18 protein-coding genes and 2 pseudogenes are annotated in these 22,159 nt (G+C 64.1%); 8 read left to right on the plus strand and 12 right to left on the minus strand.

Annotation, left to right across the window (positions count from 1 at the left end; all coding sequences use genetic code 11):
- Positions 1-10 precede the first annotated feature (10 nt).
- Positions 11-1,075 carry a 6-hydroxycyclohex-1-ene-1-carbonyl-CoA dehydrogenase gene (gene had / locus P1U75_RS13915; RefSeq protein ID WP_300244482.1) on the minus strand — a complete coding sequence of 355 codons (1,065 nt, stop codon included), beginning with the start codon at positions 1,073-1,075 and terminating at the stop codon, positions 11-13.
- A 181-nt stretch (positions 1,076-1,256) separates the two neighbouring features.
- On the opposite strand from had, the gene P1U75_RS13920 reads away from it, so the two are divergent.
- Both P1U75_RS13920 and P1U75_RS13925 read left to right on the plus strand, forming a co-directional pair.
- A complete protein-coding gene (locus P1U75_RS13920) occupies positions 1,257-2,981 on the plus strand; it encodes a 2-oxoacid:acceptor oxidoreductase subunit alpha (RefSeq protein WP_300244484.1) in 1,725 nt (574 codons plus the stop codon).
- On the plus strand, positions 2,978-3,802 hold the full coding sequence (locus P1U75_RS13925; RefSeq protein ID WP_300244486.1) for a 2-oxoacid:ferredoxin oxidoreductase subunit beta: 825 nt from the start codon (positions 2,978-2,980) through the stop codon (positions 3,800-3,802). Before P1U75_RS13920 ends, P1U75_RS13925 begins: the two co-directional genes overlap by 4 nt.
- A gap of 84 nt (positions 3,803-3,886) precedes the next feature.
- Here P1U75_RS13925 and P1U75_RS13930 read toward each other — a convergent pair whose 3' ends face one another.
- From P1U75_RS13930 to P1U75_RS13950, 5 genes are read right to left on the minus strand one after another with little or no spacing between them, the layout of a single operon-like run.
- The gene (locus tag P1U75_RS13930) at positions 3,887-5,209 is read right to left on the minus strand and encodes a phenylacetate--CoA ligase family protein (protein WP_300244488.1); all 1,323 of its coding nucleotides are present in this window, start codon (positions 5,207-5,209) and stop codon (positions 3,887-3,889) included.
- A gap of 39 nt (positions 5,210-5,248) precedes the next feature.
- Complete coding sequence (locus P1U75_RS13935; RefSeq protein WP_300244490.1) at positions 5,249-6,829, minus strand: DmsC/YnfH family molybdoenzyme membrane anchor subunit; 1,581 nt, start codon at positions 6,827-6,829, stop codon at positions 5,249-5,251.
- The gene (locus P1U75_RS13940) at positions 6,826-9,564 is read right to left on the minus strand and encodes a molybdopterin-dependent oxidoreductase (protein ID WP_300244493.1); all 2,739 of its coding nucleotides are present in this window, start codon (positions 9,562-9,564) and stop codon (positions 6,826-6,828) included. Before P1U75_RS13940 ends, P1U75_RS13935 begins: the two co-directional genes overlap by 4 nt.
- Positions 9,565-9,576: 12 nt before the next feature.
- Positions 9,577-9,984 carry a hypothetical protein gene (locus P1U75_RS13945; protein ID WP_300244496.1) on the minus strand — a complete coding sequence of 136 codons (408 nt, stop codon included), beginning with the start codon at positions 9,982-9,984 and terminating at the stop codon, positions 9,577-9,579.
- Positions 9,985-10,024: 40 nt separating this feature from the next.
- Positions 10,025-10,393 (minus strand): NAD(P)-binding protein, encoded by a 369-nt coding sequence (locus tag P1U75_RS13950; RefSeq protein ID WP_300244499.1) that lies wholly within the window; start codon positions 10,391-10,393, stop codon positions 10,025-10,027.
- Between P1U75_RS13950 and P1U75_RS13955 the strand changes: the two genes are divergently transcribed.
- Positions 10,307-10,747 (plus strand): hypothetical protein, encoded by a 441-nt coding sequence (locus tag P1U75_RS13955; RefSeq protein WP_300244560.1) that lies wholly within the window; start codon positions 10,307-10,309, stop codon positions 10,745-10,747. The genes P1U75_RS13950 and P1U75_RS13955 overlap by 87 nt on opposite strands.
- A 94-nt stretch (positions 10,748-10,841) precedes the next feature.
- Here the strand turns inward: P1U75_RS13955 and P1U75_RS13960 are convergent, their stop codons facing one another.
- A complete protein-coding gene (locus P1U75_RS13960; protein ID WP_300244502.1) occupies positions 10,842-12,398 on the minus strand; it encodes a benzoate-CoA ligase family protein in 1,557 nt (518 codons plus the stop codon).
- 340 nt (positions 12,399-12,738) lie between these two features.
- Between P1U75_RS13960 and P1U75_RS13965 the strand changes: the two genes are divergently transcribed.
- The 4 genes from P1U75_RS13965 (at position 12,739) to P1U75_RS13980 (ending at position 16,074) form a co-directional block, all read left to right on the plus strand.
- Positions 12,739-12,963, plus strand: a complete 225-nt coding sequence (locus tag P1U75_RS13965; RefSeq protein WP_300244504.1) for a hypothetical protein — start codon at positions 12,739-12,741, stop codon at positions 12,961-12,963.
- A 120-nt stretch (positions 12,964-13,083) separates the two neighbouring features.
- Complete coding sequence (locus P1U75_RS13970) at positions 13,084-14,115, plus strand: TRAP transporter substrate-binding protein (RefSeq protein ID WP_300244507.1); 1,032 nt, start codon at positions 13,084-13,086, stop codon at positions 14,113-14,115.
- Between the two features lie 64 nt (positions 14,116-14,179).
- Positions 14,180-14,761 (plus strand): TRAP transporter small permease, encoded by a 582-nt coding sequence (locus P1U75_RS13975; RefSeq protein WP_300244509.1) that lies wholly within the window; start codon positions 14,180-14,182, stop codon positions 14,759-14,761.
- A complete protein-coding gene (locus P1U75_RS13980; protein WP_300244511.1) occupies positions 14,758-16,074 on the plus strand; it encodes a TRAP transporter large permease in 1,317 nt (438 codons plus the stop codon). The genes P1U75_RS13975 and P1U75_RS13980 overlap by 4 nt, the downstream gene beginning before the upstream one ends.
- A gap of 120 nt (positions 16,075-16,194) precedes the next feature.
- On the opposite strand, the pseudogene P1U75_RS13985 reads toward P1U75_RS13980, so the two are convergent.
- Positions 16,195-16,290: pseudogene (locus P1U75_RS13985) on the minus strand (IS6 family transposase); the annotation flags it as partial.
- A gap of 195 nt (positions 16,291-16,485) precedes the next feature.
- On the opposite strand from P1U75_RS13985, the pseudogene P1U75_RS13990 reads away from it, so the two are divergent.
- Positions 16,486-16,863 (plus strand): annotated as a pseudogene (locus P1U75_RS13990) (IS3 family transposase); the annotation flags it as partial.
- Between the two features lie 333 nt (positions 16,864-17,196).
- Here the strand turns inward: P1U75_RS13990 and P1U75_RS13995 are convergent.
- The 4 genes from P1U75_RS13995 to P1U75_RS14010 form a co-directional block, all read right to left on the minus strand.
- A complete protein-coding gene (locus tag P1U75_RS13995; RefSeq protein ID WP_300244513.1) occupies positions 17,197-18,432 on the minus strand; it encodes a peptidoglycan-binding domain-containing protein in 1,236 nt (411 codons plus the stop codon).
- 230 nt (positions 18,433-18,662) lie between these two features.
- The gene (locus P1U75_RS14000) at positions 18,663-20,237 is read right to left on the minus strand and encodes an SUMF1/EgtB/PvdO family nonheme iron enzyme (RefSeq protein ID WP_300244517.1); all 1,575 of its coding nucleotides are present in this window, start codon (positions 20,235-20,237) and stop codon (positions 18,663-18,665) included.
- Positions 20,234-21,430: an ABC transporter permease gene (locus tag P1U75_RS14005; protein WP_300244519.1), complete on the minus strand. Its 1,197-nt coding sequence runs from the start codon at positions 21,428-21,430 to the stop codon at positions 20,234-20,236. The genes P1U75_RS14000 and P1U75_RS14005 overlap by 4 nt, the downstream gene beginning before the upstream one ends.
- Positions 21,424-22,155 (minus strand): ATP-binding cassette domain-containing protein, encoded by a 732-nt coding sequence (locus tag P1U75_RS14010; protein ID WP_300244521.1) that lies wholly within the window; start codon positions 22,153-22,155, stop codon positions 21,424-21,426. The genes P1U75_RS14005 and P1U75_RS14010 overlap by 7 nt, the downstream gene beginning before the upstream one ends.
- Positions 22,156-22,159: the final 4 nt, after the last annotated feature.

The following is a 22,159-nucleotide window of genomic DNA, read 5'->3' on the forward strand; positions in this document are numbered from 1 at the left end:
TTGCTCTCCTTCACGATCCGGGCACCAGAATCTGTCGCCGGACAAGTTTGCCGTCATGCACGTCGCGGAACACCGCGTTGATGTCGTCGAGGGGGCGCTGTTCGATGAACGGTGCCAGCTTGACCTTGCCCGACAGCACCAGTTCCAGCGCACCGGGGTACAGTTCCGGTGGGCAGCCCCAATTACCCAAGAGGCGGGCGTGCAACGCCATCAGGTTGGACAATCGCACCTCGACCTTGTCCATGGTGAAACCGACGACGCACATGGTTGCCCCGTGGTTCAAAAGGCCGAAGGCGGCAGTCTGCCCGGCGGCGGTGCCGGAGCACTCCATGATGATCCACTCGGACGTCTTCAGCCCGTTCGCCTTGGCAAATCCGATGATTTCCTGCTTCAACCCACGCGAATCAAAATCCCGCGCATTCAGCGCCAAAGCCGCGCCATGCCCCTGCACCGCAGCCAGCTTTTCCTGCACCACGTCAATGGCAACCACCGTCGCCCCCATCGCGGCGGCCACCTGCACGGCATAGCCGCCGACCCCGCCGGTGCCGTTGACGATCACCAGATCGCCCGGCCCGATCCCGGCCTGCACCGCCGCCTGATAGGGCGTGGTCAGCGCATCAGCGACCACCGAGACATCGGCCAGCGTCAGCCCGACCGCCGTCAGCCGGTCCATATCCACCGGACACAGCCCGCGCGCGGGCACCGTGATATGGGTGGCAAAGCCGCCCTGAATATCGTTGCCCGGCATCTTCTGTGCCCGGCAGATCGTACCCTTGCCGCGCTGGCAGGCGTCACATTCCCCGCAGGGTATCACGGCGGGGATGATGACCGGCTTGCCGATCCAATCCCCCGCCGCCTCGCCCGCCTGCGTCACGATACCACTGATCTCATGCCCCAGGCACAGCGGCAGCGGCTGGTTGGTGCGCACGCCGTCAAAGTAGAATCCCAGATCCGTATGGCAGACCCCACATCCCGCAATCTCGACGACAACCTCGCCCGGACCCGGCGCATCAGGCTGAAACTCTTCCCTTACCATAGGCTTTTCGCCTGAAACCATCATCCAGCGTCTTGCCATGTTTCGCTCCGGTATCTCTGCGCTTGCGCTTGTTGACAGGGTTTGAAATCTCTATTACCGTAAAGTGGTACTCTAATACTTAATTAGGGTCAACCGGAAACCTTTAAAGAAATTCAGCAACCCGAAAGCTACACCAGAACGCGGACCTGACATGACAGCCTCAATGAAATCAGAGAATTCAATGAAATCAGCGAAAAACGTGTCCTTCGCCGTGGTCGGCAGCGGCGGCGCCGGAGCGATCACCGCAGGCTCGATCCTGATCGAAGCGGCGGGTAAATCCGGCTGGCACGGGCTGATGACCCGCTCTGTCGGACCACAGATCCGGGGCGGCGAGGCTGCGGCGCTGGTGCGGCTTTCGACGAAACCAGCCTTCTGCATGTCGCGCGATTTCGACATTCTGGTCGCCATCGACTGGAAAAACGCCGACCGTTTCATCGGCTCGATGCCGGTGGCGTCCGCCGGGCTGGTCATCGCCGACCCCGCCGCGGGCGACCCGCCCGCCGCCCTACGTGACGGCGATTGCACCATTGTCGAATGCCCGATCGGCGAGCTGGCCAAGGCCATCCAGGGCGGTCGGCCCAACATGATCTGCGTCGGGCTGGTCGCCCAACTGACGGGTCTGCCCATCGACATGGTGATGCAGGTCGTCGCCTCCAAGTTGGAGAGCAAGGGTGCAAGCGCCATCGAGATCGGCGGCCTCTGCATCGAGGCAGGAATGACCGCCGCCGCCGGTTTCGGCACCCGTTTCGTGTTGGAGACCCCCGGCAAACCCGACAGCAAGCGCTGGCTGATCACCGGAAACGAGGCGGTGGGCCTCGGCGCCCTGCGCGGCGGGGTCGAATTCGCGGCCGCCTATCCCATCACCCCCGCCACCGAGGTGCTGGAATACCTCGCCCCGGCGCTGGCCAGCATCGGCGGTGCGCTAGTCCAGGCAGAGGACGAACTGGCCTCGATCAACATGATCATGGGCGCGTCCTATGGCGGGCGTCCGTCGATTACCGCCACCTCCGGCCCCGGCCTGTCGCTGATGATGGAAAGCCTCGGGCTGGCGACGGCGGCGGAAGTACCGCTTGTGGTGATCGACGTGATGCGGGCCGGGCCGTCCACCGGCATCGCCACCAAGTCCGAGCAATCGGACCTGAACATCGCGGTCCACGGCTTTCACGGCGATGCGCCGCATGTGGTCCTGGCCCCGCTATCCGTTGCCGACTGCCTGTTCACCGCGCAATGGGCGGTGCATATCGCCGAGACCTTGCAAAGCCCCGTGATTGTGCTGTCGGATCAATCCATCGGTCAGGCGCATGTGCTGATCGACCGGCCCGCCGATGTAACCTTTCTGACCCGGCGCAAGCCCTATCAGGCGGCATCAGAGCCCTATCTGCGCTATGCTGTCACCGCCGATGGCGTCTCGCCAATGTCGATCCCCGGCCAGCCCGGCGGGCAGTATACCGCCGACGGCCTGACCCATACCGAACGCGGCACGCCCTCCAGCACCGCCAAGGCGCAGCGCCAGCAGATGGACAAGCGTCTGCACAAGATCGAGGCCTTCGATTTCGGCGACCACTGGGGTGTCACCGAAGGAACCGGCGATACCGTCATCCTGACCTGGGGTTCACTGACCGGAGCCGTCCGCGAGGCGATCGACGCCCTGCAGGACGACGGCATTGACGTCCGGCTGGTGGCCTTGCGCCAGATCTCGCCCTTCCCTGAAAAGCCACTGCAAGCCGCGCTGTCCGGGGCCAAACGGGTGCTGTTTGTCGAGCAAAACCATTCTGGCCAGTTTTATCGCTACGTCCGCTCGCATATCGACCTGCCCTTCGACATCGACCGTCTGAACCGCGAAGGCCCCGACGCGATCGGGCCCGACGAAATCGCCTCAAGCATCCGCGATTGGAAAAGCCAATGAACGTTCCCAACCTGAAACCCAAGGACTTCACCTCTGATGTCACCCCCGTCTGGTGCCCCGGATGCGGCGATTTCCACGTCCTGATGTCAATCACCAGGGCGCTGGCCGAACTGGGTCGCCCACCCGAAGACATCGCCGTGATCTCCGGCATCGGCTGTTCCTCGCGGATCCCAGCCTATACAAACTGCTATGGCTTTCACGGCGTGCATGGCCGGTCGCTGTCGCTCGCCGCCGGGCTGAAGATCGCACGCCCCGACTTGACCGTCCTGGCGATGAGCGGTGACGGCGACGGCTTTTCCATCGGCGGCAACCACTTCCTTCATGCCTGCCGACGCAACGTCGACATGACCTATATCGTGATGGACAATCGGGTCTACGGCATGACCAAGGGTCAGCCCTCGCCCACGACCGAACCTGACTGGGATAGCGCTCTGTCTCCCGGCGGCACCGGCCTGTCGCCGTTCCATCCGCTGGTGATCGCACTGGCCTCGGGGGCCAATTTCGTCGCGCGCGAGTTTTCCGGCAATATCAAGGGTTGCACCAAGACCATCGTCGAAGCGGTGAACCACCCCGGCTTTTCCTTCGTGGAAATCCTCAGCCCCTGCGTCACATTCCGCCCGGATGAGAAAGAATGGAAGAACCAGGTGCACGGGGCCAGCGTGCCCGAAACCGACGACCCGGCCCGCGCAGCGCGGCGGATCATGACCGATGACGGCATGAACACCGGCATCCTCTATCGCGGGCAACGCAAACCCTATTTCGCGTCTGTCAAGAACACCTTCGGCGAGATCGCTCCGCTGGAACGGGCGTTCGAGGTTTAGACACCCCCCAACTGCCCCGCCGCCACCCGGACCTTGCGTCTTGCGATTGTGGCGACGGGAAACTCTTCCGCCTCTCGGACGGCCTCAGCGCTGATCGACCACCCGAACCGCCTTGCCCTCGGATCGCGGGATCTCGCCCGGCTGCCGTGCCGTCACGGTACATGTCACGCCGATAATTGACTTGATGTGATGGCGAAGTTCGCTCGCCTTGGCGTTCAGCGCTGCATCGTCGCAGGCGGCACCGGGCAGCACCTCTACCTCGACCGCCATCGCGTCCAGCGGACCTTCCTTGAACAGCCTGATCTGATAGTGCGGGGCCAGACCGGCCAGCCCAACCAGGACCGCCTCGACCTGGCTGGGATAGACGTTGACGCCCCGGATGATCATCATGTCATCATCCCGCCCCGCAACGCGCAGAATGCGCAGATGGGTGCGGCCACAGGCGCAGGGCTCATCCGTCAGCCGAGTGATGTCGCGGGTGCGATAGCGGATCATCGGCATCGCTTCCTTGGTCAGCGTGGTAATGACCAGCTCGCCCTGCGATCCCATCGGCAGCGGTTCCTGCGTTTCGGGGTCGACGACCTCGAACAGGAAATGATCTTCCCAGCCGTGCAGCCCGGCGCGTGCCGTATCGCATTCGCAGGCCACGCCTGGCCCCATGATTTCGGACAGCCCGTAGATATCGATCGCCTTCAGCCCCAGCCGCCGGTCCAGTTCCGCCCGCATCTCGTTCGACCATGGCTCCGCTCCGAACAGCCCGCGCCGCACCGGCAGCGCGGCGATGTCGATGCCCATGCGCGCGCCGACCTCGACGATGTTCAGCGCGTAGGACGGTGTGCAGCACAGGTTGACCGCACCGAAATCGCGCAGCAGCGTCACCTGCCTTTCGGTGCCCCCGCCAGAGACCGGCACCACCGTGCAGCCCAACCGCTCGGCCCCGTAATGTGCGCCCAGCCCGCCAGTGAACAGCCCGTAGCCATAGGCGTTGTGCACCAGGTCGCCAGGGCGAAACCCCGCCGCCGCCATCGAGCGCGCCATCAGATCCGACCAGCGGTCGATATCGCCTTTCGAATAGCCCACCACCGTCGGCTTTCCGGTCGTTCCCGACGACGCATGCACCCGCACCAGTTGCGCGCGAGGCATGGCAAAAATATCGAACGGGTAATTGTCGCGCAGGTCGGTCTTCACGGTGAACGGGAAATGCCGCAGGTCATCAACCGATTTCAACTTGTCCGGCTTCACCCCGGCCTTGTCAAAAGCCTTCCGGTAATGTGGCACGTTCGCGTAGGCGCGGTCCAGCGACCAGCGCAGGCGCTCGGCCTGCAACTCGGCAAGGGCCGCGCGGGACATCGTCTCGACCTTGTGGTCATACATGTAATCCGGGGTCTTGTGTGTCCGATCCAGCATGTCAGTTCCTCCTCGGGCCTGTTGCCCCGGGTTACCATTTCAGGCCGTGGTCCAGCCCGGCTTTATGCCTGGCGCGCTCTCCCCGGCGCCACGGGCAGGCATTCTTTCGACGGCAAATCCCTGGTTCATCGCAGCGCGCGTGATCAGCGTGTATTTGAAAAGCCAGCCGGTGCCCGCCGCCGCCAGCCCCGCCAGCACCAGCGCCAGCCCCTGCAACGGCAGGCCAAGCATCGCATAGCCGGCCAGCGCGAGGATTGCCGCCTGCCCCGCTCCGATCAGCCCGCTCCTCGGCCCATCCAGAACCCTGAACGTCTGCACCGGCGCGCCGGTCTTTCCCAGCGCCCGACGATAACGTTTCCAGAGAACGAACCGCGCCGCCACCAGGGCGGCCAGGGCCATCCCCAACCCCGGCACGCCCGTCGCCGTCGTGGTGGCAACGACAACACCCAACAGACCCGTCCCTTCTGCAAGGCCAGTGGATACGATCAACGGCACGAGTTCCGGCTTCCGCCAGGCCGGAATACCCTTGGCCGCCCGCAGAATTCGCGCCTGGCAATACAGAAACGCCAGCCCGAACAGCGCGCCCAGCCAGCCCAGAACCACCCAGCCGGTCAGCCAGGACAAACCGCCAAAGGCAAAGAACGGCACCGCCATCATCGCCTCGCGGGTCATCCAACTGGTGCGCGCATTGCGGAACACGTTCAGGAATCGCCAGCGCCGCCCGATCTCCAGCAGGACGCAGAACAGTCCCGCTCCGACCAATGCCAACGCCGCAAAGGCCGCGCCCCAGATCACCGGCGCAAACAGCCCGGCCAGCATCGTCGCGGCAAACAGCCCGGTCCCCGCGCCACCGGCCATGAAGTTCGCCGCCGCGCGCCAGTCCCAGCTTGTCTGCGGTTTCGGCGACACCGCCGCCAACCCAACCGGATCGGCCACCATCGGCGCCGGGTCGATCGGGGTCATGTCCGCGATTTCGCCATCGTAAAGATAGATGAACCCCGGCCCGTTGCCCATTTCCTCATGCATGCGAAAATGCCGCTTTTCGCGCAACAGCTGCGACACGTTGCTGTCGGGATCGTCCAGATCGCCCATGTGCAGCGCGCCCGCGATACAGGACGCAACACAGACCGGGGTCGCCCCCATGTCAACGCCCGGCACCAGCCCCTTGGCCACGCCCGCGTCGATCACATCGACGCACATCGTGCATTTCTGCGCCACGCCCAGCCTTGCGGGATCCTCACGCGCGGCCTCGTGGCGCATTGTCTTGCCGACGCCATAGGCCGCGGAGGGCTCATCGACGCGGTAGCGCGCCTGATAGGGACAGGCCACGGCGCAATAGGCGCAGCCGATGCAGATGTCATAGTCGATGGTCACGATGCCATCGGCGCGCTGCCCGGTCGCGGTCGAGGGGCAGACGTCCATGCAGGAAGGCGTCTCGCAATGCATGCAGCCCACCGGCACGAAGGCGCGCGACACGTCGGGGTATTCGCCAGTCTCGAAATCCAGCACCTTTCGCCACTGCACCCCGGGCGCGGTGGCGTTGGCATGCTTGCAGGCCGCTGTGCAGGTCTGACAGCCGACGCAGCGGTTCAGATCCGCCACGATCGCATAGCGCGTCATGCCCCCACCCCCAGCTTGCGCACCGAAACCCGCACCAGATCGGCCCCCGATCCGGTGGCGTCGGTCAGTTCCAGCGACATCGGCGTCAGCGCGTTCATGCTGGGGGTTTTCAGGTCCTTGGCAAACGGTGTCTTCCAGTGATCGAACTGGCCGATCATCAGCAAGGTATCGGGCCTGATCCCCTGGCGCAGGATAACCGCACCTTTCGTCTCGGCGATAGGCGAGGCGATCTCGACCAGGTCGCCCTCTTCCAGCCCCAGCCGCCGCGCCGCCTCCGGGTTCATCATCACGCCGCCATGCCCGGCCACGTTCGACGCGATCTCGTGGATCATCTGAAGGCCGGCGTTTCCGCCCCAGGAATACTGCATCGACCGCGTCGTCAGCAGCCAGAACGGATAGTCCTCAATCTTCACGTTATAGGCGGCCTCTTGTGCGTGTTCCCACAGGCCCTGCAGGTCCTGGTAGTGCGGCAGCGCCTCGTATTCCCTGAGTTGCCGATCCCACCAGGTGATGCCCTTCTCGTGCAGACGCGCGCCGAGCTCCTGCCCGATCCTCAGCAGCCGCTCCTGATAGGGCAGTTCGAACCGCAGCCCCTGCTCGATCATCGCGGGATAAAGATACCAACGCTCGCGCGGGAACGGGATCATGCGGAACCCGTGCTCGCGATAATAGTCCAGCCCCTGGCTTTCCGCCCCCTCGGTCAGTTCCGCCGACGCCGCGCGGCACGAGGCGTCCCAGATGCCTTCAACCGAATGCTCGACCTCGGGCTCCAGCGAAAAGTCGAACCCTTTGCCGAACAACCGCACCCCGGCGGCCCCCTTGTTGATCGCCATGTTGTAATCGCCCAGCAGCCCGGTGCCCTTGGCCAGTTGCGTCGCGATCCAGGTGAAATCCTTCGCCTCGCCCATCGGTTTCGCCGCCGGATCGCGCAGGGCAAATCCCTGATGATCCCAGAACTGTTCGACATATTTCGACCCACCGATGCGAATCAGCTGCAGCCCCTCCAGATCGGTGCATTCAGGCAGCAGCACGTCGGCCATGTGGTTGGTTTCGTCGTGCGTATAGGCAAAGCAGACGGTGAACGGAAAATTCGCAATCGCCTCGCCCACCGCCCCGGTATCCCAGAACGAGATCACCGGATTGGTGCGATAGACGAACCAGACATCCGGTGGGGTCGGTTTCGGCAGATGCTCGAACCCCTTTTTCTGCGCCATCCAGGCCAGGTGCGTCGGCCCCAACGCCTGGCTCCAAGGTGAATTCGCCGCCAAAGGCACCAGCGTCTGATGCGCATGGCGCGAGGTCGGCACCTCTTGCCACTCGCCCTTTTTCGTCGGGTTCATCGGATAGTTCATGAACCCGTCAGGTCCCGGCACCACGCTGGACCAGCGATTGTCCGCAGGCCGGTTCAATCGCACAGTGGTGCCCAGCGTCCCGCCCGGCACTTCCAGCCCGCCGATCAACACTGCCATTACCGTACGCGCCCAGACGCACTCATACCCGCCCCAGCCGTTGCACACCGTCTTGCCCAGCGAAATCGCCACCGGGCGGAACGGCATTTCCTTGCCATTCACCTCGGTCGTCTCGCCAACATGCGCGTGGTCAAGGAAGTCCAGAGCCGTCTTGCGGATCACCTCTGCCTTTACGTCACAGATCTCGGCGGCCCATTCCGGGCTGTAGGGCCTCACATGGTCGACCAGATGCGCGAAGGCCGGGCGACATGGTATCCCGTCATGGACCCATTCCACATCATCCGGGCCAACCTCGACCCCGGCCACGGCAAATTCCCCCTCCAGCGCCGGATCGATCCCCTTGGCGTCGAACGGCACCGCCCGCCCCTCGCCCAAATCCCAGACCAACGGCTTCTTTGTCGCGGGATCACGCAGATAGAACCCGTTCGGCGCCACCAGATAGGGCGAAGACGTCATTGCCTTCAGAAACGGCAGGTCCAGCCTTTTGCGCCCCGCCTCGTGCAGCAGCACATGCACCAGCGCGAACATAAAGGCCGGGTCGGTCTTGGGTCGAATCGGCACCCATTCGGCAGAACAGGCCCCCGTCACCGACAGATGCGGTTCGACCTGCACCCGCCTGATGCCCCGATCCCGCGCGTCGGCATGGCGGCGAACACCGCAAACCCCTCCCGAGGCCTCGACATTTGCCCCGAAGGAAATCACCATCTCGACCAGCGGCGTGTCGGGCGACACGGTAAAGGCGCGGTGCCACAACTCGCCGTACAAATGCTCGGAGTGATAGCACTTCACCCCTTGCCCGCTGCCGAAACTCATGTCGACCGGACCCCAGGCACTCAGAAAGGCGGGAAACGTGCCCATGTAGACGGTCGGCGTGCCGCCGCCGCCGAAACTGGCGGCAACGCGGGGAAAGCCGCTGTCATCCATCTTGCCCCTGGCCTGCGCCTGGTTCAGCTTGCCGCAGATGAGCTCCAGTGCCTCGTCCCAGGTGGCGGGACGAAAGCCGGGATCCTCTCCCCTGCCCTTGCGCGGGTTGCTGCGGATCATCGGGGTCAGTACGCGATGCGGGTTGTTGGTCTTCTGGATCAGGCCAAAGGCCTTGACGCAAACCTTGCCATGCGCCGGGTGAACCGCCGCGGCCGTACCGTTGGGGCGCACCTGCACCGGAACCCCGTCCAGCGTATCGACCTTCATCAGGTCAGGCCCTGCCACGCATTGATAGCAATAGGACGAAACCGTTTTCGAGACAGTGTTTCCGGGGGTGTGCATCGCGTCAGCCTTTCATGCCGCACCGGCTTTCGCGGCCTTCTGACGCAACCGCTCGGCGGTCTTGGCGATGTCGACGATGAACCGCTCATGGCTGCCCTTGCAGATCGGCTCGACCGTGTCGCTGGCGCTGACGTCCAGAACCACACGACGGCCATCAACCTCAGAAACAGTCACGGTGATCGTCGCCTGCATCCCCAGCATCGTCGCGGCCAGATGTGCGATATTGACCTTGGTGCCGACAGAATCCTGCCCCTTTGGGATGCGCGCCAGAATCAAGTCGCGGCAGGCATGTTCGATGTCTTGCACCAGTGACGGAGTGGCGTAGACCCGGCACTCCTCTCCCATAAAACCGATCGTGCGGTCGCGGTCCACCGTGATCGTGCGGGCTTCAGAGGTGCCGGTGGTAAGTTCGTCATACATGTGCTGTCCCCGGGAATCTCATAAACTGGCATAACAGTACCTATTTACTTCTTTCCATGCAACAGGTCTGTTGCCCCAGCCCTGCGCCAGCTTGGCGCAGGGAGTCCCAGAGATGTCCTTGACTTGATCCCACACCGACGCGGGACAAACCTCCGCGCCTGCGCCCCATGGCGAGATAGACCGCGTCATACTGGCTTTTCAGATCCTCCAGCGCGGCCTTGTCCCTGGCCTCAACGTTCAGACGGATGTCGATGCCGATGGCGGCGCTGCGGTTGACCTCTCCGTCCTGCACGGCGCGGTCGAACTGGTAGGAGGGGATGCCATGACGCATCACCCCGCCAAGCTGTTCTGCGGCTTCGAACAGGGTCACACGATACCCGCGGCGGCGCAGTTGACAGGCGGCAGACAAACCGGCGGGGCCGCCGCCGACGATGGCGACGGATTGCGAGCGCTCAACGGGTGGGGCCGGGAAGGTCCGGCCCTCGGCCAACGCATTGTCGCCGACGAATCGTTCCCGGCTGCAAATGCCGACGGTTTCGTCCAGTTCAACCCTGCTACAAGCAGTTTCGCAAGGATGGTGGCAGATGTGACCGGCGATGGCGCGTCCGTCTACCGGGGTGATCCGATGCGTTCCTGTCCCGGGCAGATCCTGCGCAGATCCTGCGCCGGGCGCGCTGAATTGACCACGATTGACGCACCGTCGCAGGCAAGGTCAGGGAAAGCCGTATCGAGCAGGCTGTCGTCGAAACACAGCAGCGCCTAGGCTTGGGCCATGTTGCAGCGCAGGCAGATCGGTTCGGAATCGACACAAAGTGACGACATCACGGGCGTGCCGCGCCCGAGGGTGATGATTTCGATTATGTTGCGCCGTCCTGTTCCAGGGCTCGCAGCCGAAACCGCTGAATCTTGCCGGTAGCGGTTTTCGGCAGGTCGTCCACCGCGACGATCCAGCGCGGATATTTCCATACGCCGACGGCGGTTTTGACATGGGCCTTGAGGTCGTTATACAGCGCCGCCGCGTTCTGGTCGTTGGCCAGCACCACGAAGGCCTTGGGCTTGACCAACCCCTTTTCGTCCGCATGGCCGACGACAGCGGCCTCGATCACCGCGGGGTGCGAAATCAGAGCCTGTTCCACCTCGCAAGGCGATACCCAGCGACCCGAAACCTTGAACATATCATCGGCGCGTCCGGCGTAGTGGTAGTAGCCTTCGGGATCGCGGGTGTATTTGTCGCCGGTGCGCACCCATTCCCCGGCAAAAACGGCGCGGGTCTTGTCGCGCTGGTTCCAATAGCCGTCACCTGCCGATCCGCCGGAGACCAGCAGTTCGCCCAACTCATCATTGGCCACGTCGCGCCCGTTGTCATCGACAAGGCGCAGCCTGTAGCCCGGGATCTCGCGCCCGACGGTGCCATAGCGGATATCGTCGGGACGGTTGGACAGGAATGCGTGCAGCATCTCGGTCGAGCCGATGCCGTTGAGGATGGCGACGCCCATGCGGGTTTGCCAGGTCTGGCCAACATCCTCTGGCAGCGCCTCGCCCGCTGAGACGCATAGCCGCAGCCGGTCAGAGCCATTTTCGCGGCGGCATTCCGGGTCGGCCAGCATGCCAGCATAAAGTGTGGGAACGCCGAAGAACAGGGTCGGGCGGAAGGTTTGGAACACCGAGAACACAGCGGCGGGCGAGAGACGGTCGGGCATCAGCACGGTGGTCGCGCCGACCGACATCGGGATAGCCATGCTGGCCCCGTGACCATAGGCGAAGAACAGTTTGGCGGCGGCAAAACAGATGTCGTCATGGCGGATACCCAGCACCTGTTTGCCGTAGGTGTCCGCCACATAGGCGGGGCTGGTATGGACATGGCGCACGCCCTTGGGCGCGCCGGTCGAACCCGAGGAATAGAGCCAGAAGGCGGTTTCGTCGCTGCATGTTCGGGCGGTGTCGAAAGCGTCGCTGCTGGCGTCCATCAGTGATTTCAAGCCGAGATAGTCACTTGTTTCACTGTCTGAGACGATAATGTGGCGCAGCGTGGGTAGCTGGGTCAGCAGCGGGCGGATTGTGTCCAGTAGCGCGGCCGAAAGGATCAGCGCCTTGGCGCGGCTGTCGCGCAGTATGTAAAGGTATTGGTCCGCTGTCAGCAGGGTATTCAGGCAAACCGGCACGATACCGGCCCGAATCGCGCCCCAGAAGACGCAAGGATAGTCCACGGTATCCGGCATCAGGACGGCGATACGGGCCTCTGGCCGGATATCGAGGCCGGTGAGCATGTTGGCGACGCGCATGGTGGCGGTCTGCAGCTGCCGGTAGGTTAGCGAGCCGGAGGGGTCGACAAAGGCGACCTTGTCTCCGTAGCCGTCGAGGACGTTACGGTCCACCATTTCGGTGGTGGCGTTGTAGTCCCGGGGCTGGCTCATCGTGGCGTCCTTCCAAAACGCTTCCATTTTGTTATTAGGTATTGTAGTACTCTTATACGTATTTTTGTGTTCGGGCAATCAGGGAATCTCTGAAAGCCGGGTTCCGACATCCTGGTGCGGCCCTGGGTGGGGTGGTGATCAGGTGGAAGTAAAGGGAGCGAGGGATTGGGACAAAGCCTGCTGACAGACAAGGTGGCCCTTGTCACCGGAGCGGGACGCGGCGTCGGGCGCGACAGTGCGCTGATTCCGGCGGCCCATGGGGCCTTCGTTATCGTCAATGATCCGGGCAGCGCAGGCGATGGCGAAGGCTGCGACAATGCGCCCGCCCGCGACGTGACGCGTGAGATCGAGGCAGCGGGCGGCGGCAGAGGACGTCACCGGTCAGATCTTCGCGGTGCGCAACAACGAGATTTTCCTGATGGGTCAGTCGCGCCCGCAGCGCAGGATGCAACAATGCGAGGGCCGGACACCGCAGAGCCTGCTGGACCACGCCTTTCCGGCGCTGCGCCCGAACTTCTATGGTTTGGGCCGGACAGCCGACGTTTTCAGTCGGGAGCCGGTTTGATGGCCAAAGCAGACCGTAATTCGCCAGCAATGCGTAACGATAGACGCCCGGCAATATGATGCACAAGACGCAAATCAAAGGCACTATAATGCAATACAACCATGGTCAAGGGAGGATCTGATGACCAATCGAAGAACCCTACTTGGACTTGCAGGCGCCGCCGCGATGGTGCTTGGCATTTCCACTGCGGCCTCGGCCGCGGAGCACGAATTCAACCTGCAGAGCTTTCTGCCCGCGCAGGCGACGATTCCGCATATGATCATCGATGTCTGGGCCGACAAGGTCGAGGAAGCATCGGGCGGGCGCATCGCGATCACCCGCTATGCGTCGATGCAGCTGGGCGGCAAGCCGCCGGAACTGTTCGACCAGGTGATCGACGGGCTGCTTGATATCACCTGGAACGTGAACGGCTATACGCCGGGACGCTTCCCGTCGACCGAGGTGTTCGAACTGCCGTTCATGGTGACCGATGCCGCCGCCGCTTCTGCCGCCTATTGGCAGATGATGGAAAAGCACATGATGGATACCGAGTTCAAGGACATGAAGGTGCTGGGCGTCTGGGTGCATGGTCCCGGGGTGATCCATGCCAACAAACCGGTGACCGCGCCCGCCGATTTCAATGGCATGAAGATACGTGGTGCTTCGCGGCTGGTGAACGCCCTACTGGAACAGTTGGGCGCGACTCCGGTCGGCATGCCGGTTCCGGCGGTGCCGGAGGCCCTGTCCAAGGGCGTGATCGACGGCACCACGATACCCTGGGAAGTGACGCGGGCTCTGAAGTCTTCGGAACTGGTGCACAACCACACGGAGTTCACCGGCCCAATGCTGTACACGGTGACCTTCGTGCTGGCGATGAACTGGGACAGCTACAACGCGTTGCCCGACGATCTGAAGAAGGTGATCGACGACAACTCGGGCTTGGGGTTCTCGGTGTTCGCGGGGACAACCCAGGCCAGCGAGGATGATCCCGGTCGCGACGCTGCCATCGCGCTTGGCAACAACGTCATTACGCTGGACGCGGAGCAATCCGCGGCGTGGGCCGAGGCTGCAGCTCCGGTCTATGATGCCTGGGTCGCCGATATGAACGCCAAGGGTATCGATGGGCAAGCCCTGATCGACGAAGCTAAAGCCTTGATGGCAAACTACAAATAAGACGGATCGCTGCGTCAGCTCGCTGGCGCAGCGACATTTCCGATAAAAGGATCGGGGTTTGGCCATGCATCAGATAATAGAAAGACTTGGCCGCGCAATGGCCGTTCTGGGCGGTCTTGTGCTTGGGTCGCTGATTATCCTGACCTGCCTGTCGGTTGCGGGACGCGTGCTGAACACCATTCTTCACGGCAAGATCGGCGCGCTGGCACCGGGGGTCTCGCAATATCTTCTGGATCTGGGGGTCGGGCCGATCCTGGGGGATTTCGAACTGGTCGAGGCGGGTGTCGCCTTTGCAATATTTGCCTTTATCCCGCTGTGCCAGGTTACTGCCGGTCATGCCTCGGTCGATGTTCTGACCAAAGTTTTTCCGCGAATTGTGAATCGGTTCTTGCAGATGATCATCGACATCGCTTTCGCCATCGCCCTGATTCTCATCGCCTGGAAGCTGTATGACGGGATGCTGTCCAAGCAACGCTATGGCGAGACGACGTTCCTGCTGCAATTTCCGATCTGGTGGTCCTATGCGGCCAGCCTGTTCGCCGCCGTCATCGGGGCGATTGCCGGGGTCTATATGGCCGCCGCCCGCTGTTATGAATTTTTCTGGAACCGAAGTGTGGTCCGGTCGCGCGACGGAGCCGAACAATGAGCGCCTTTGAGATCGGCCTCTATTCGTTTCCTGCGTTGATGGTGCTGATCTTTCTGCGAGTGCCGATCGGTCTGGCGATGTTCATTGTCGGGCTGGTGGGGCTTTCCATCGTTACCGGCAGCTCGAAAATGGCCCTGATCCGGCTGAAAAGCGAAACCTATTCCAACTATTCCTCGTATTCCCTGAGCATCGTGCCGATGTTCCTGCTGATGGGCTATTTCGCCACGCTGGGCGGGATGAGTTCGGCACTGTTCAAGGCTGCCGAGGGCTTTCTTGGACACCGTCGGGGCGGTGTCGCGATGGCGGCAATCGGGGCCTGCGCCGGGTTCGGCGCGATCTGCGGCAGTTCTCTGGCGACGGCGGCCACCATGGGCCGTGTGGCGCTGCCGGAGTTGAAGCAATACGGCTATGCAGGCGGCTTTTCCACCGCGACGCTGGCAGCGGGCGGCACCCTGGGCATCCTGATCCCGCCGTCTGTGGTGCTGGTGATCTACGCCATCCTGACCGAACAGAACATCGCCAAGCTGTTTCTTGCGGCCTTCATCCCGGGGGTCCTGGCGGCGCTCGGCTATGTCCTTGCGATATCCATCTATGTGCGGGTGCATCCCGATGCCGCCGGGACCAAGCCGCCCGTGCCGATGGCACAACGCATTCGCGCCCTGATCGACGTGTGGCCTGTGCTGCTGGTCTTTGGGCTGGTCGTGGGCGGCATCTACAAGGGCTGGTTCACCCCGACAGAAGGTGCTGCGGTCGGTGCGCTCGGGACCGGTTTGATCGCCTGGCTGAATGGCGGGCTGACCTGGCAGACACTGATAGAAAGCTTCATCGCGACGGCCCGTTCGACCGCGATGGTGTTCTTCATCATTCTGGGCGCGGCGTTCTACAACGGTTTTCTGGCGCTGACGCAGGTGCCTCAGCAAATGTCGGTTTACGTGGTCAGCCAGGGGTTCAGCCCAATGGGCGTTCTGACGGTGATCCTGGTGTTCTACCTGATCTTTGGCTGTCTGATGGACAGCCTGTCGATGATCCTGCTGACGGTGCCGATCTTCTTTCCAGTGATCTCGGAGTTGGATTTCGGCATGAGTGCCGAGCATGTAGCGATCTGGTTCGGCATCCTGGTTCTGATCGTGGTCGAGGTCGGGCTGATCACGCCACCGGTAGGAATGAACCTGTTTGTCATCAATACGATGGATCAGAAGACGCCGATCGTTGAGACCTACAAAGCCGTTGTCTATTTCGTAGCCACCGACCTGCTGCGCGTGGCGATCCTGGTGATGTTTCCGGCGATCACGCTGTTTCTCTTGCCCGGTTGAGGTGGGGAAGACCCGGGCAGAAATCGCGGGAGCGTCGGTGTTACGGAAATCCTCGAAGGTCGGTGGCGGTGCTGTCAGACGGATGCGAACTCGTCTCTGCAAGGACATTAGGGCTGTCCCTTATGCCGCGCCGAGACCGCGCCACTCGGCAAGAGCGGTGGCCCGATTGAGCTTGAAATTGGTTCTGCTTTTGAGATGTCCTTCCTGGTTGAAATGGACCTGTCACGGTTTGATGCCGCTCCTTTGATAGCATTTACTGCAACAAAGGAGACTGACTATGGGACTGAAACGGACAGACGAATTCCGCAAGGATGCAGTGCGGATCGCGCTAACCAGTGGGCGGACCACTGCCCGGCAGTTGATACGCAGTATCAATGAGTATCCGTATTGGTCAAGCCGGGTAACAGATCGGCCGTGAGCAATCGGATGAAGCGCGATCTGGCGATACGTGCCCTACAGATGGCTATCGCATTCCGCGCACCGGCGACGGGCGGCATTCAGCATACGGACAGGGGTAGCCAATACTGTTCGCACGACTACCGGAAAATCTTGCGAAAGCATGGGTTCAGGGTGTCCAAGAGTGGCAAGGGAAATTTCTATGATAACGCCGCTGTTGAAACCTTCTTCAAAACCATCAAGGCCGAGATGATCTGGCGACGGTCATGGGAAACCCGGCGGCAGGCTGAGATGGCCATCTTCGAATACATCAACGGCTTCTACAATCCGCAGCGGCGGCACTCAGCACTGGGCTGGAAAAGCCCTGTCGCTTTCGAACGAAAGGTGGACTAAACGAGCACCTGGAGCGGCACAAGAATGCGGCAGGTCCAGACATGATCCCGGCAATGAATGAAGCTCGTAAGGCAGGCCTTGAAGTTGGTTCGATCCAATTGGATGCACCGGCGCAGCGTCTACATGATCAAATTATTGTGCATTACGACTTCATCCGAAACGTGCCGCAGCACTGATTTCAAAGTGACCCACTACCTTCAATCCCATTGCCTTGACAAGACCCCGAGAATGCGCCGTTACGGGCGCGACCGAGGAAAACGGGCCATGGCCTGCCAATTGCCACGGCCCGGAACCGACCGATCGCTGCAAAGGCGGCGACCGGCATATCGGATATCAATCGCCGAGGTTGAAGATCGGCAGTTCCGCGTTGAGCGCGTTCGCCGCGCCGCCGGAGGCCGCACGTAGAACCGCGATCCGCTCGGCCGATTGGCCGGTCAACGGAGTGTCCCCGTCATCCACTGCATCCAGCGCCAAGTCCATCCAGCCTTGTGCCGTGGACGCAGAAGCCTTGGGCGTGCCGAAACCCTCGCGCAGGTGGTGGCTGATCATCTCGCCATAGGGCGCGATCCCGGCCCCGGCCAGCAGCACCGCCGAGCCGAATGCCATCTCGGCATCGTCGATGCGATAGCCGACGCCCAGACAGACCTTTCCGGCCGAGATCAGTTGATCCATCGGGCGACCCGTGCCTTGCAGGAAGGTGCCGACGCTCTGCACCACTGCGCCGGGGTCGTCCTGACCCTCGGCCCCTGAGATATGGTCGGCCATGACCTGTTTCAGCCCGTGGCACTGGCTCTCGACCTGCGCCTCGGTCATGTTGGCGATGGTCCCGGTGATCGCGGTGCTTTCCGACATCGCGTGGGTCCGCGCCAGGCAGAACTGTTCGTTTAGGGCAAACTCGCGATCCGCCAGCCCGCTGGCTCCGGTCAGCCCCCCGTTTGCAGCGGTCAGCAAATTGACCTCATTGCAATGTTCGTTGACCGAGCGGGTAACCTGCCCGACGGTGAAATCGGGCAGCGCGGCGGGCGCCTTGCGGGTCACGTCCGGCCTGTTGGGCTCAGCCACCGGCGGAGTCGAGGCGGGAACCGGCGCGGGCTGGGTCGGGGGCACCGGCGCGGGTTGCGGCGCCGGTTGCGGCGTCGCGATGCCCAGCTGTTCGTTGCGATAGGTCCGCAGCAGGCCTGGCCGGCCCTGCCTGGCGAGGATTCCGGCGTAGGGCGCCATATGCGAGGACGCCTGAGCGCGCTGATGGCTCGACAGCAGGAAATCACGCTCGAACTGCTCCAGCCTGCCGTCCGGGTTGAAGCCCATGTCCCCCTGATAGCGCGCCACTCCCGCGCTGGTCTTGCGACCGGCGACACCGTCGGCGGTGCCCACGTTGTAGCCGAAATAGTTCAGCGCCGTCTGCACCTGGCGGGTCTGTTCGCGCTGCGCCGCGCTGATCCTGGGCCGCGTTGTGGTGCGGCGGTGCGTCTTGCCCAACTCGTTTAGAATGATCCCGCCCAGGATGGCCCCGCCCAGAACCTTGGCGGCGTCGCTGGCCATGGCGCGCTGCACCGGAACGACGATCATGGCTGACGCGACGAGGGCTGCGCAAATACGGCGACCAAGCATGACAATACCTCTCTGCGGTTCCGCCCCGGAACAATCGCGAGGCAAGTCTCGAAATCCAAATTTACTACCGTTTTAGGGGAACAGAGACGGTTTGGCATGTCAAGGTCCATGCCGCCCAAACGGGCTGTCGACAGCCACGCACCTCGCCCCGCGCAGCGGCCATTTGCCCTCTCCGTGCGTCCCGTCCCTCAGTTCAGGGCGACCTCCAACAGCGTCGCGCTGTCCATGTCGGGTCGCTGGGCATAGACCGCCAGATCGTCCCAGAACCGCGCCAGCATCGCAGCGGTCCGCGTCTGGCCCGACAGCGACAATTCCTCGCTCAGCACCGCATAGGCGCGGCCTCGCGCCTCGGCGGGAATATCGGCCATTAGGGTCTCCAGCGCGGCGCTAAGAGACAGAAGATAGGTCTCCTGCAGGCGCCGCATGTCCTCCAGCTGGCTCAGATGGCCCTGCACCTGCCGGTTGAACATCTCGCTCTTGCGACCAGGCTGCGAGATCAGCATGCGGATGCTTCCCTGCTTGGCCTGGATCGCGTCGGCATTCTCGAGGATGGTCTCGACGAAGACCGCTCCCGCCAGCAGTGTGGCCCGCGCCGATTGCGCCAGCGCAGTCTGTACCCGGTCGCGCGAGCGGCGGAACTCCAGCTGCAACTCGCTCAGTGCCCGGGCGCGGGAGGGGTCGGGCTCTGCCTCGATCAGGCCGGCGAGTCGAGCCGCCGGGTCGGCTTCGGTCTCAGCGTCCTGCTGCGCGGTGGCCTGCGCGATCCAGCGATCGCGAATCTCGGCCAGTCGGGCGTCCGAGGTCACCACCGGCGCCGACAGGACCAGCCGCATGCCAAAGCCCGTGCCCGACAGCGGCGCGCCGGTGGCGGCGTCGAAAGGCGGGTATTCGGTGCGCTGCGCGCTGTAGATCTGGTCAGCGGTGGAAAAAACCGACCCGCCGCGCGTGACGACCCCACCCGCCTGCCCATGCACGCGGCCTACGGCGTTGAGGCGGAAAGGTTCGATCACCAGCTCTTCGGCATTTCCATAGACGTCGAACAGCCCGAGCGGATTGGGCGCGCGCAACCCCACAGGCCCCAGCCGCCCGGCCGCCGATCCCGCGCCCTGGTGCAGCGCGTAGTCACCCATCGTGCCCTCGTCGAAGAAGACCGGCGCGCCGAACAGACTGGCATCCACCTTGGCCCCGCCGCGCGCGGCATATTCCCACTCGGCCTCGGTCGGCAGACGCAGGAAGGCCGGTGCATCGCCCGAGCGCGGCAGCGTCTCCGGTGCATTGGCAATCAGCCAGCCGGTGTAATCGCGCGCCAGCGCGACCGCCCGGAACCAGTCCAATCCGCCCTGCGCCAGTCGGGCGCGGCGGCCGGGATCGGCGCAGTCTCCGGCCAGCGCGCGCGCCTGGCCCTGGGTGAGTTCATAGCGCGCGATGTAATAATATGTCTCGACGGCGTCCTCACCGGTGAAGGCGCCGCGCAGGAACACCGTACGCAGGTATTCCGCATAGCCCGTGGCCTCGCCCGACTGGCCCAGCCGCACCCGCCGGTCGGCCAGCGGATCGGCGGCCGCCAACGGCACGGCGACCTTCTGGAACGCCATCGCCGCCCCACAGGGCATCGGCAGGACCAGGTCGGCGGGCGCCTCGGCTGGGTCGTAGAGTTCGCGCGGCCAAGGCGTGGGATCGGACGCGTCCTCGGCCTGCGACGCGGTCGCGTACAGGGCTAGCGCGGCCATCCCGGCCAGAACGATGGCCCGCCCGCCCCTCATGTCCCCTCCCGCAGCACGCTGGCCGGGTCCAGCTGCTGAGCCGCCCAGGCCGCCCCACCCGAGGCCAGCAGCACCAGCCCCAGCACCGCGCCACAGATCAGCGCGCCCTGCCCCGGCCCGATCACCGCCAGCGCCGCCTCGCCCGGCAGCCCGTCGCCAAACAGTCGACCCGCCAGGCGCCCGGCCAGCCCGTAGGCGGCGAAGGACAGCGCCAGGCCCAGCACGGCGGTCATCAGCGCCTGCGCCACGGGAAACAGCGCCAGCGCGCGGCCCGGCACCCCGATCAGCGCGATCCCGGCCAGCACGACCCGCTTGCGCGCCACCTCGCTCCAGAAGCCCAGAACCAGCGCCGCGCCGAGGCCCAGAGCCGCCAGCGCCGCGGTCAGGCCCAGCGCCATGTTCAGCTTGCGCCCCAGGTCCAGAAGCGCCTCGATATCGCGGGTGCGGGCCACCGTGGCAATGTCCAGTGCCGCCTCGATCCGCGCCTGAAGCGGAGCCACGTCCTCCAACCGGTGGGCATAGACCCGGACGCCCTCATAGACCGGGGTGCGCTCGGCCAGATCCCGCCCGGCAGTGATCCCGTAATCGGGCAGCGCGTAGGAGTCGTAGAACGCCTCGATCACGTCGAGCAGCGGATAGGGCGCCAGAACCGACCGGCCGGCCACAGCCGCGTCATCCAGAACCGCCGCGATGTGCGCCACCAGCAAAAGTTGCCGGGGCCGCCCCTCGGCCTGGCTGATCAGTTGCACCGCCTGCCCTTCGCTCAGTTCCAGCAGCCGCGCCAGGCGCGCGCTCACCGCCACCTCGCCCTCGGCCAGTCCGATGCCCTCGGGCAGGGTAGGATCCCCCGCCCCCGAGGGTACGACCAGCGCAGTGACGATCCGCCCCCCGCCCGCCGCGCGGACGTTCATGTAGTCGAACTGCCCGCGCACCTTGGGCGTGAGAAAGGCGATCTCGGGCCAGTCGTGCAGGCCGGCCAGGTCGGCCTCGGTGAAGGACCCATTGCCCGCCGTGTCGATCTGAAGATTCGCAGGATCGGCCAGCATCTCGCCGATCAGCGCCTGATAGACCCCATTCTTCACCCCGAAGAGCAGCAGGAGCGGCACGAGGATGCCCACCATCACCGCTACGTTGCAGAGCAGGAAGAACCGGTCGCGCAACAGGTCGCGCCAGGCGAGGTCGAGGATCAGCATGGCGCCACTGCCTCCAACCGGCTTTCGGTGCCCGCCTGCGTGGAGCGCGTTGTCAGGTGCAGCCGGTCGATGCCGAAGCGCGCGACGCGGTCGCGGTCATGGCTGGACAGGATCACGCCACAGCCCTCGTCGCGGGCGGTTTCGAGAAACAGCGCCAGCACGGCGTCGGCTGTCTCGGGATCAAGCGCGGCGGTCGGCTCGTCCGCGATGACGAAAGGCGGGCGATGGGCCAGAGCCCGCGCGATGGCAGCCCGCTGGCGCTGCCCGATCGACAGCGCGGCCGGGCGCAGACCCGACACCTCGGACAGGCCCAGCCGGTCGAGCAGCGCGGCCACCCTGCGCGCGTCCCTGCGTCCGGTCGCGCGCTGGGTCAGGGCGACATTCTCGGCGATGGACAAAAAGGACAAAAGTCCGCCCGATTGCGGGACAAAACCGAACAGACGCCCCCGCATCCGCGCCAGGGCGGCATTGCGCACCCCTGCGGCCCAGAGCGCCGCGAGATCGGTCTCGTCCTCCGTCTGCTGCCAGACGACTTGCGCCCCGGTCGGCGGCGGGCGCAACAGGCCCAGCATCTCCAGCAGCAGCGTCTTTCCCGACCCGCTGGCTCCGCTCAGCGCCACGGCGCGACCGGGCGCAAGGGTCAGGTCGTCGATCAGCAGCGCAAAGCGCCGGTCCCCGTCGCTCAGCCGCAGCGCCACGCCGGCGATGTGCAAACCCTCGCCCATTGCC

Source organism: Antarcticimicrobium sp. (assembly GCF_029212575.1).
Lineage (GTDB): Bacteria > Pseudomonadota > Alphaproteobacteria > Rhodobacterales > Rhodobacteraceae > Antarcticimicrobium.

Bases quoted from the DNA above. Each gene is read 5' to 3' on its own strand.
- had (WP_300244482.1), bottom strand. From the start codon at position 1,075: ATGGCAAGACGCTGGATGATGGTTTCAGGCGAAAAGCCTATGGTAAGG.
- P1U75_RS13920 (WP_300244484.1), top strand. From the start codon at position 1,257: ATGAAATCAGCGAAAAACGTGTCCTTCGCCGTGGTCGGCAGCGGCGGC.
- P1U75_RS13925 (WP_300244486.1), top strand. From the start codon at position 2,978: ATGAACGTTCCCAACCTGAAACCCAAGGACTTCACCTCTGATGTCACC.
- P1U75_RS13930 (WP_300244488.1), bottom strand. From the start codon at position 5,209: ATGCTGGATCGGACACACAAGACCCCGGATTACATGTATGACCACAAG.
- P1U75_RS13935 (WP_300244490.1), bottom strand. From the start codon at position 6,829: ATGACGCGCTATGCGATCGTGGCGGATCTGAACCGCTGCGTCGGCTGT.
- P1U75_RS13940 (WP_300244493.1), bottom strand. From the start codon at position 9,564: ATGCACACCCCCGGAAACACTGTCTCGAAAACGGTTTCGTCCTATTGC.
- P1U75_RS13945 (WP_300244496.1), bottom strand. From the start codon at position 9,984: ATGTATGACGAACTTACCACCGGCACCTCTGAAGCCCGCACGATCACG.
- P1U75_RS13955 (WP_300244560.1), top strand. From the start codon at position 10,307: ATGACGCATCACCCCGCCAAGCTGTTCTGCGGCTTCGAACAGGGTCAC.
- P1U75_RS13960 (WP_300244502.1), bottom strand. From the start codon at position 12,398: ATGAGCCAGCCCCGGGACTACAACGCCACCACCGAAATGGTGGACCGT.
- P1U75_RS13970 (WP_300244507.1), top strand. From the start codon at position 13,084: ATGACCAATCGAAGAACCCTACTTGGACTTGCAGGCGCCGCCGCGATG.
- P1U75_RS13975 (WP_300244509.1), top strand. From the start codon at position 14,180: ATGCATCAGATAATAGAAAGACTTGGCCGCGCAATGGCCGTTCTGGGC.
- P1U75_RS13980 (WP_300244511.1), top strand. From the start codon at position 14,758: ATGAGCGCCTTTGAGATCGGCCTCTATTCGTTTCCTGCGTTGATGGTG.
- P1U75_RS13995 (WP_300244513.1), bottom strand. From the start codon at position 18,432: ATGATCGTCGTTCCGGTGCAGCGCGCCATGGCCAGCGACGCCGCCAAG.
- P1U75_RS14000 (WP_300244517.1), bottom strand. From the start codon at position 20,237: ATGAGGGGCGGGCGGGCCATCGTTCTGGCCGGGATGGCCGCGCTAGCC.
- P1U75_RS14005 (WP_300244519.1), bottom strand. From the start codon at position 21,430: ATGCTGATCCTCGACCTCGCCTGGCGCGACCTGTTGCGCGACCGGTTC.
- P1U75_RS14010 (WP_300244521.1), bottom strand. From the start codon at position 22,155: ATGGGCGAGGGTTTGCACATCGCCGGCGTGGCGCTGCGGCTGAGCGAC.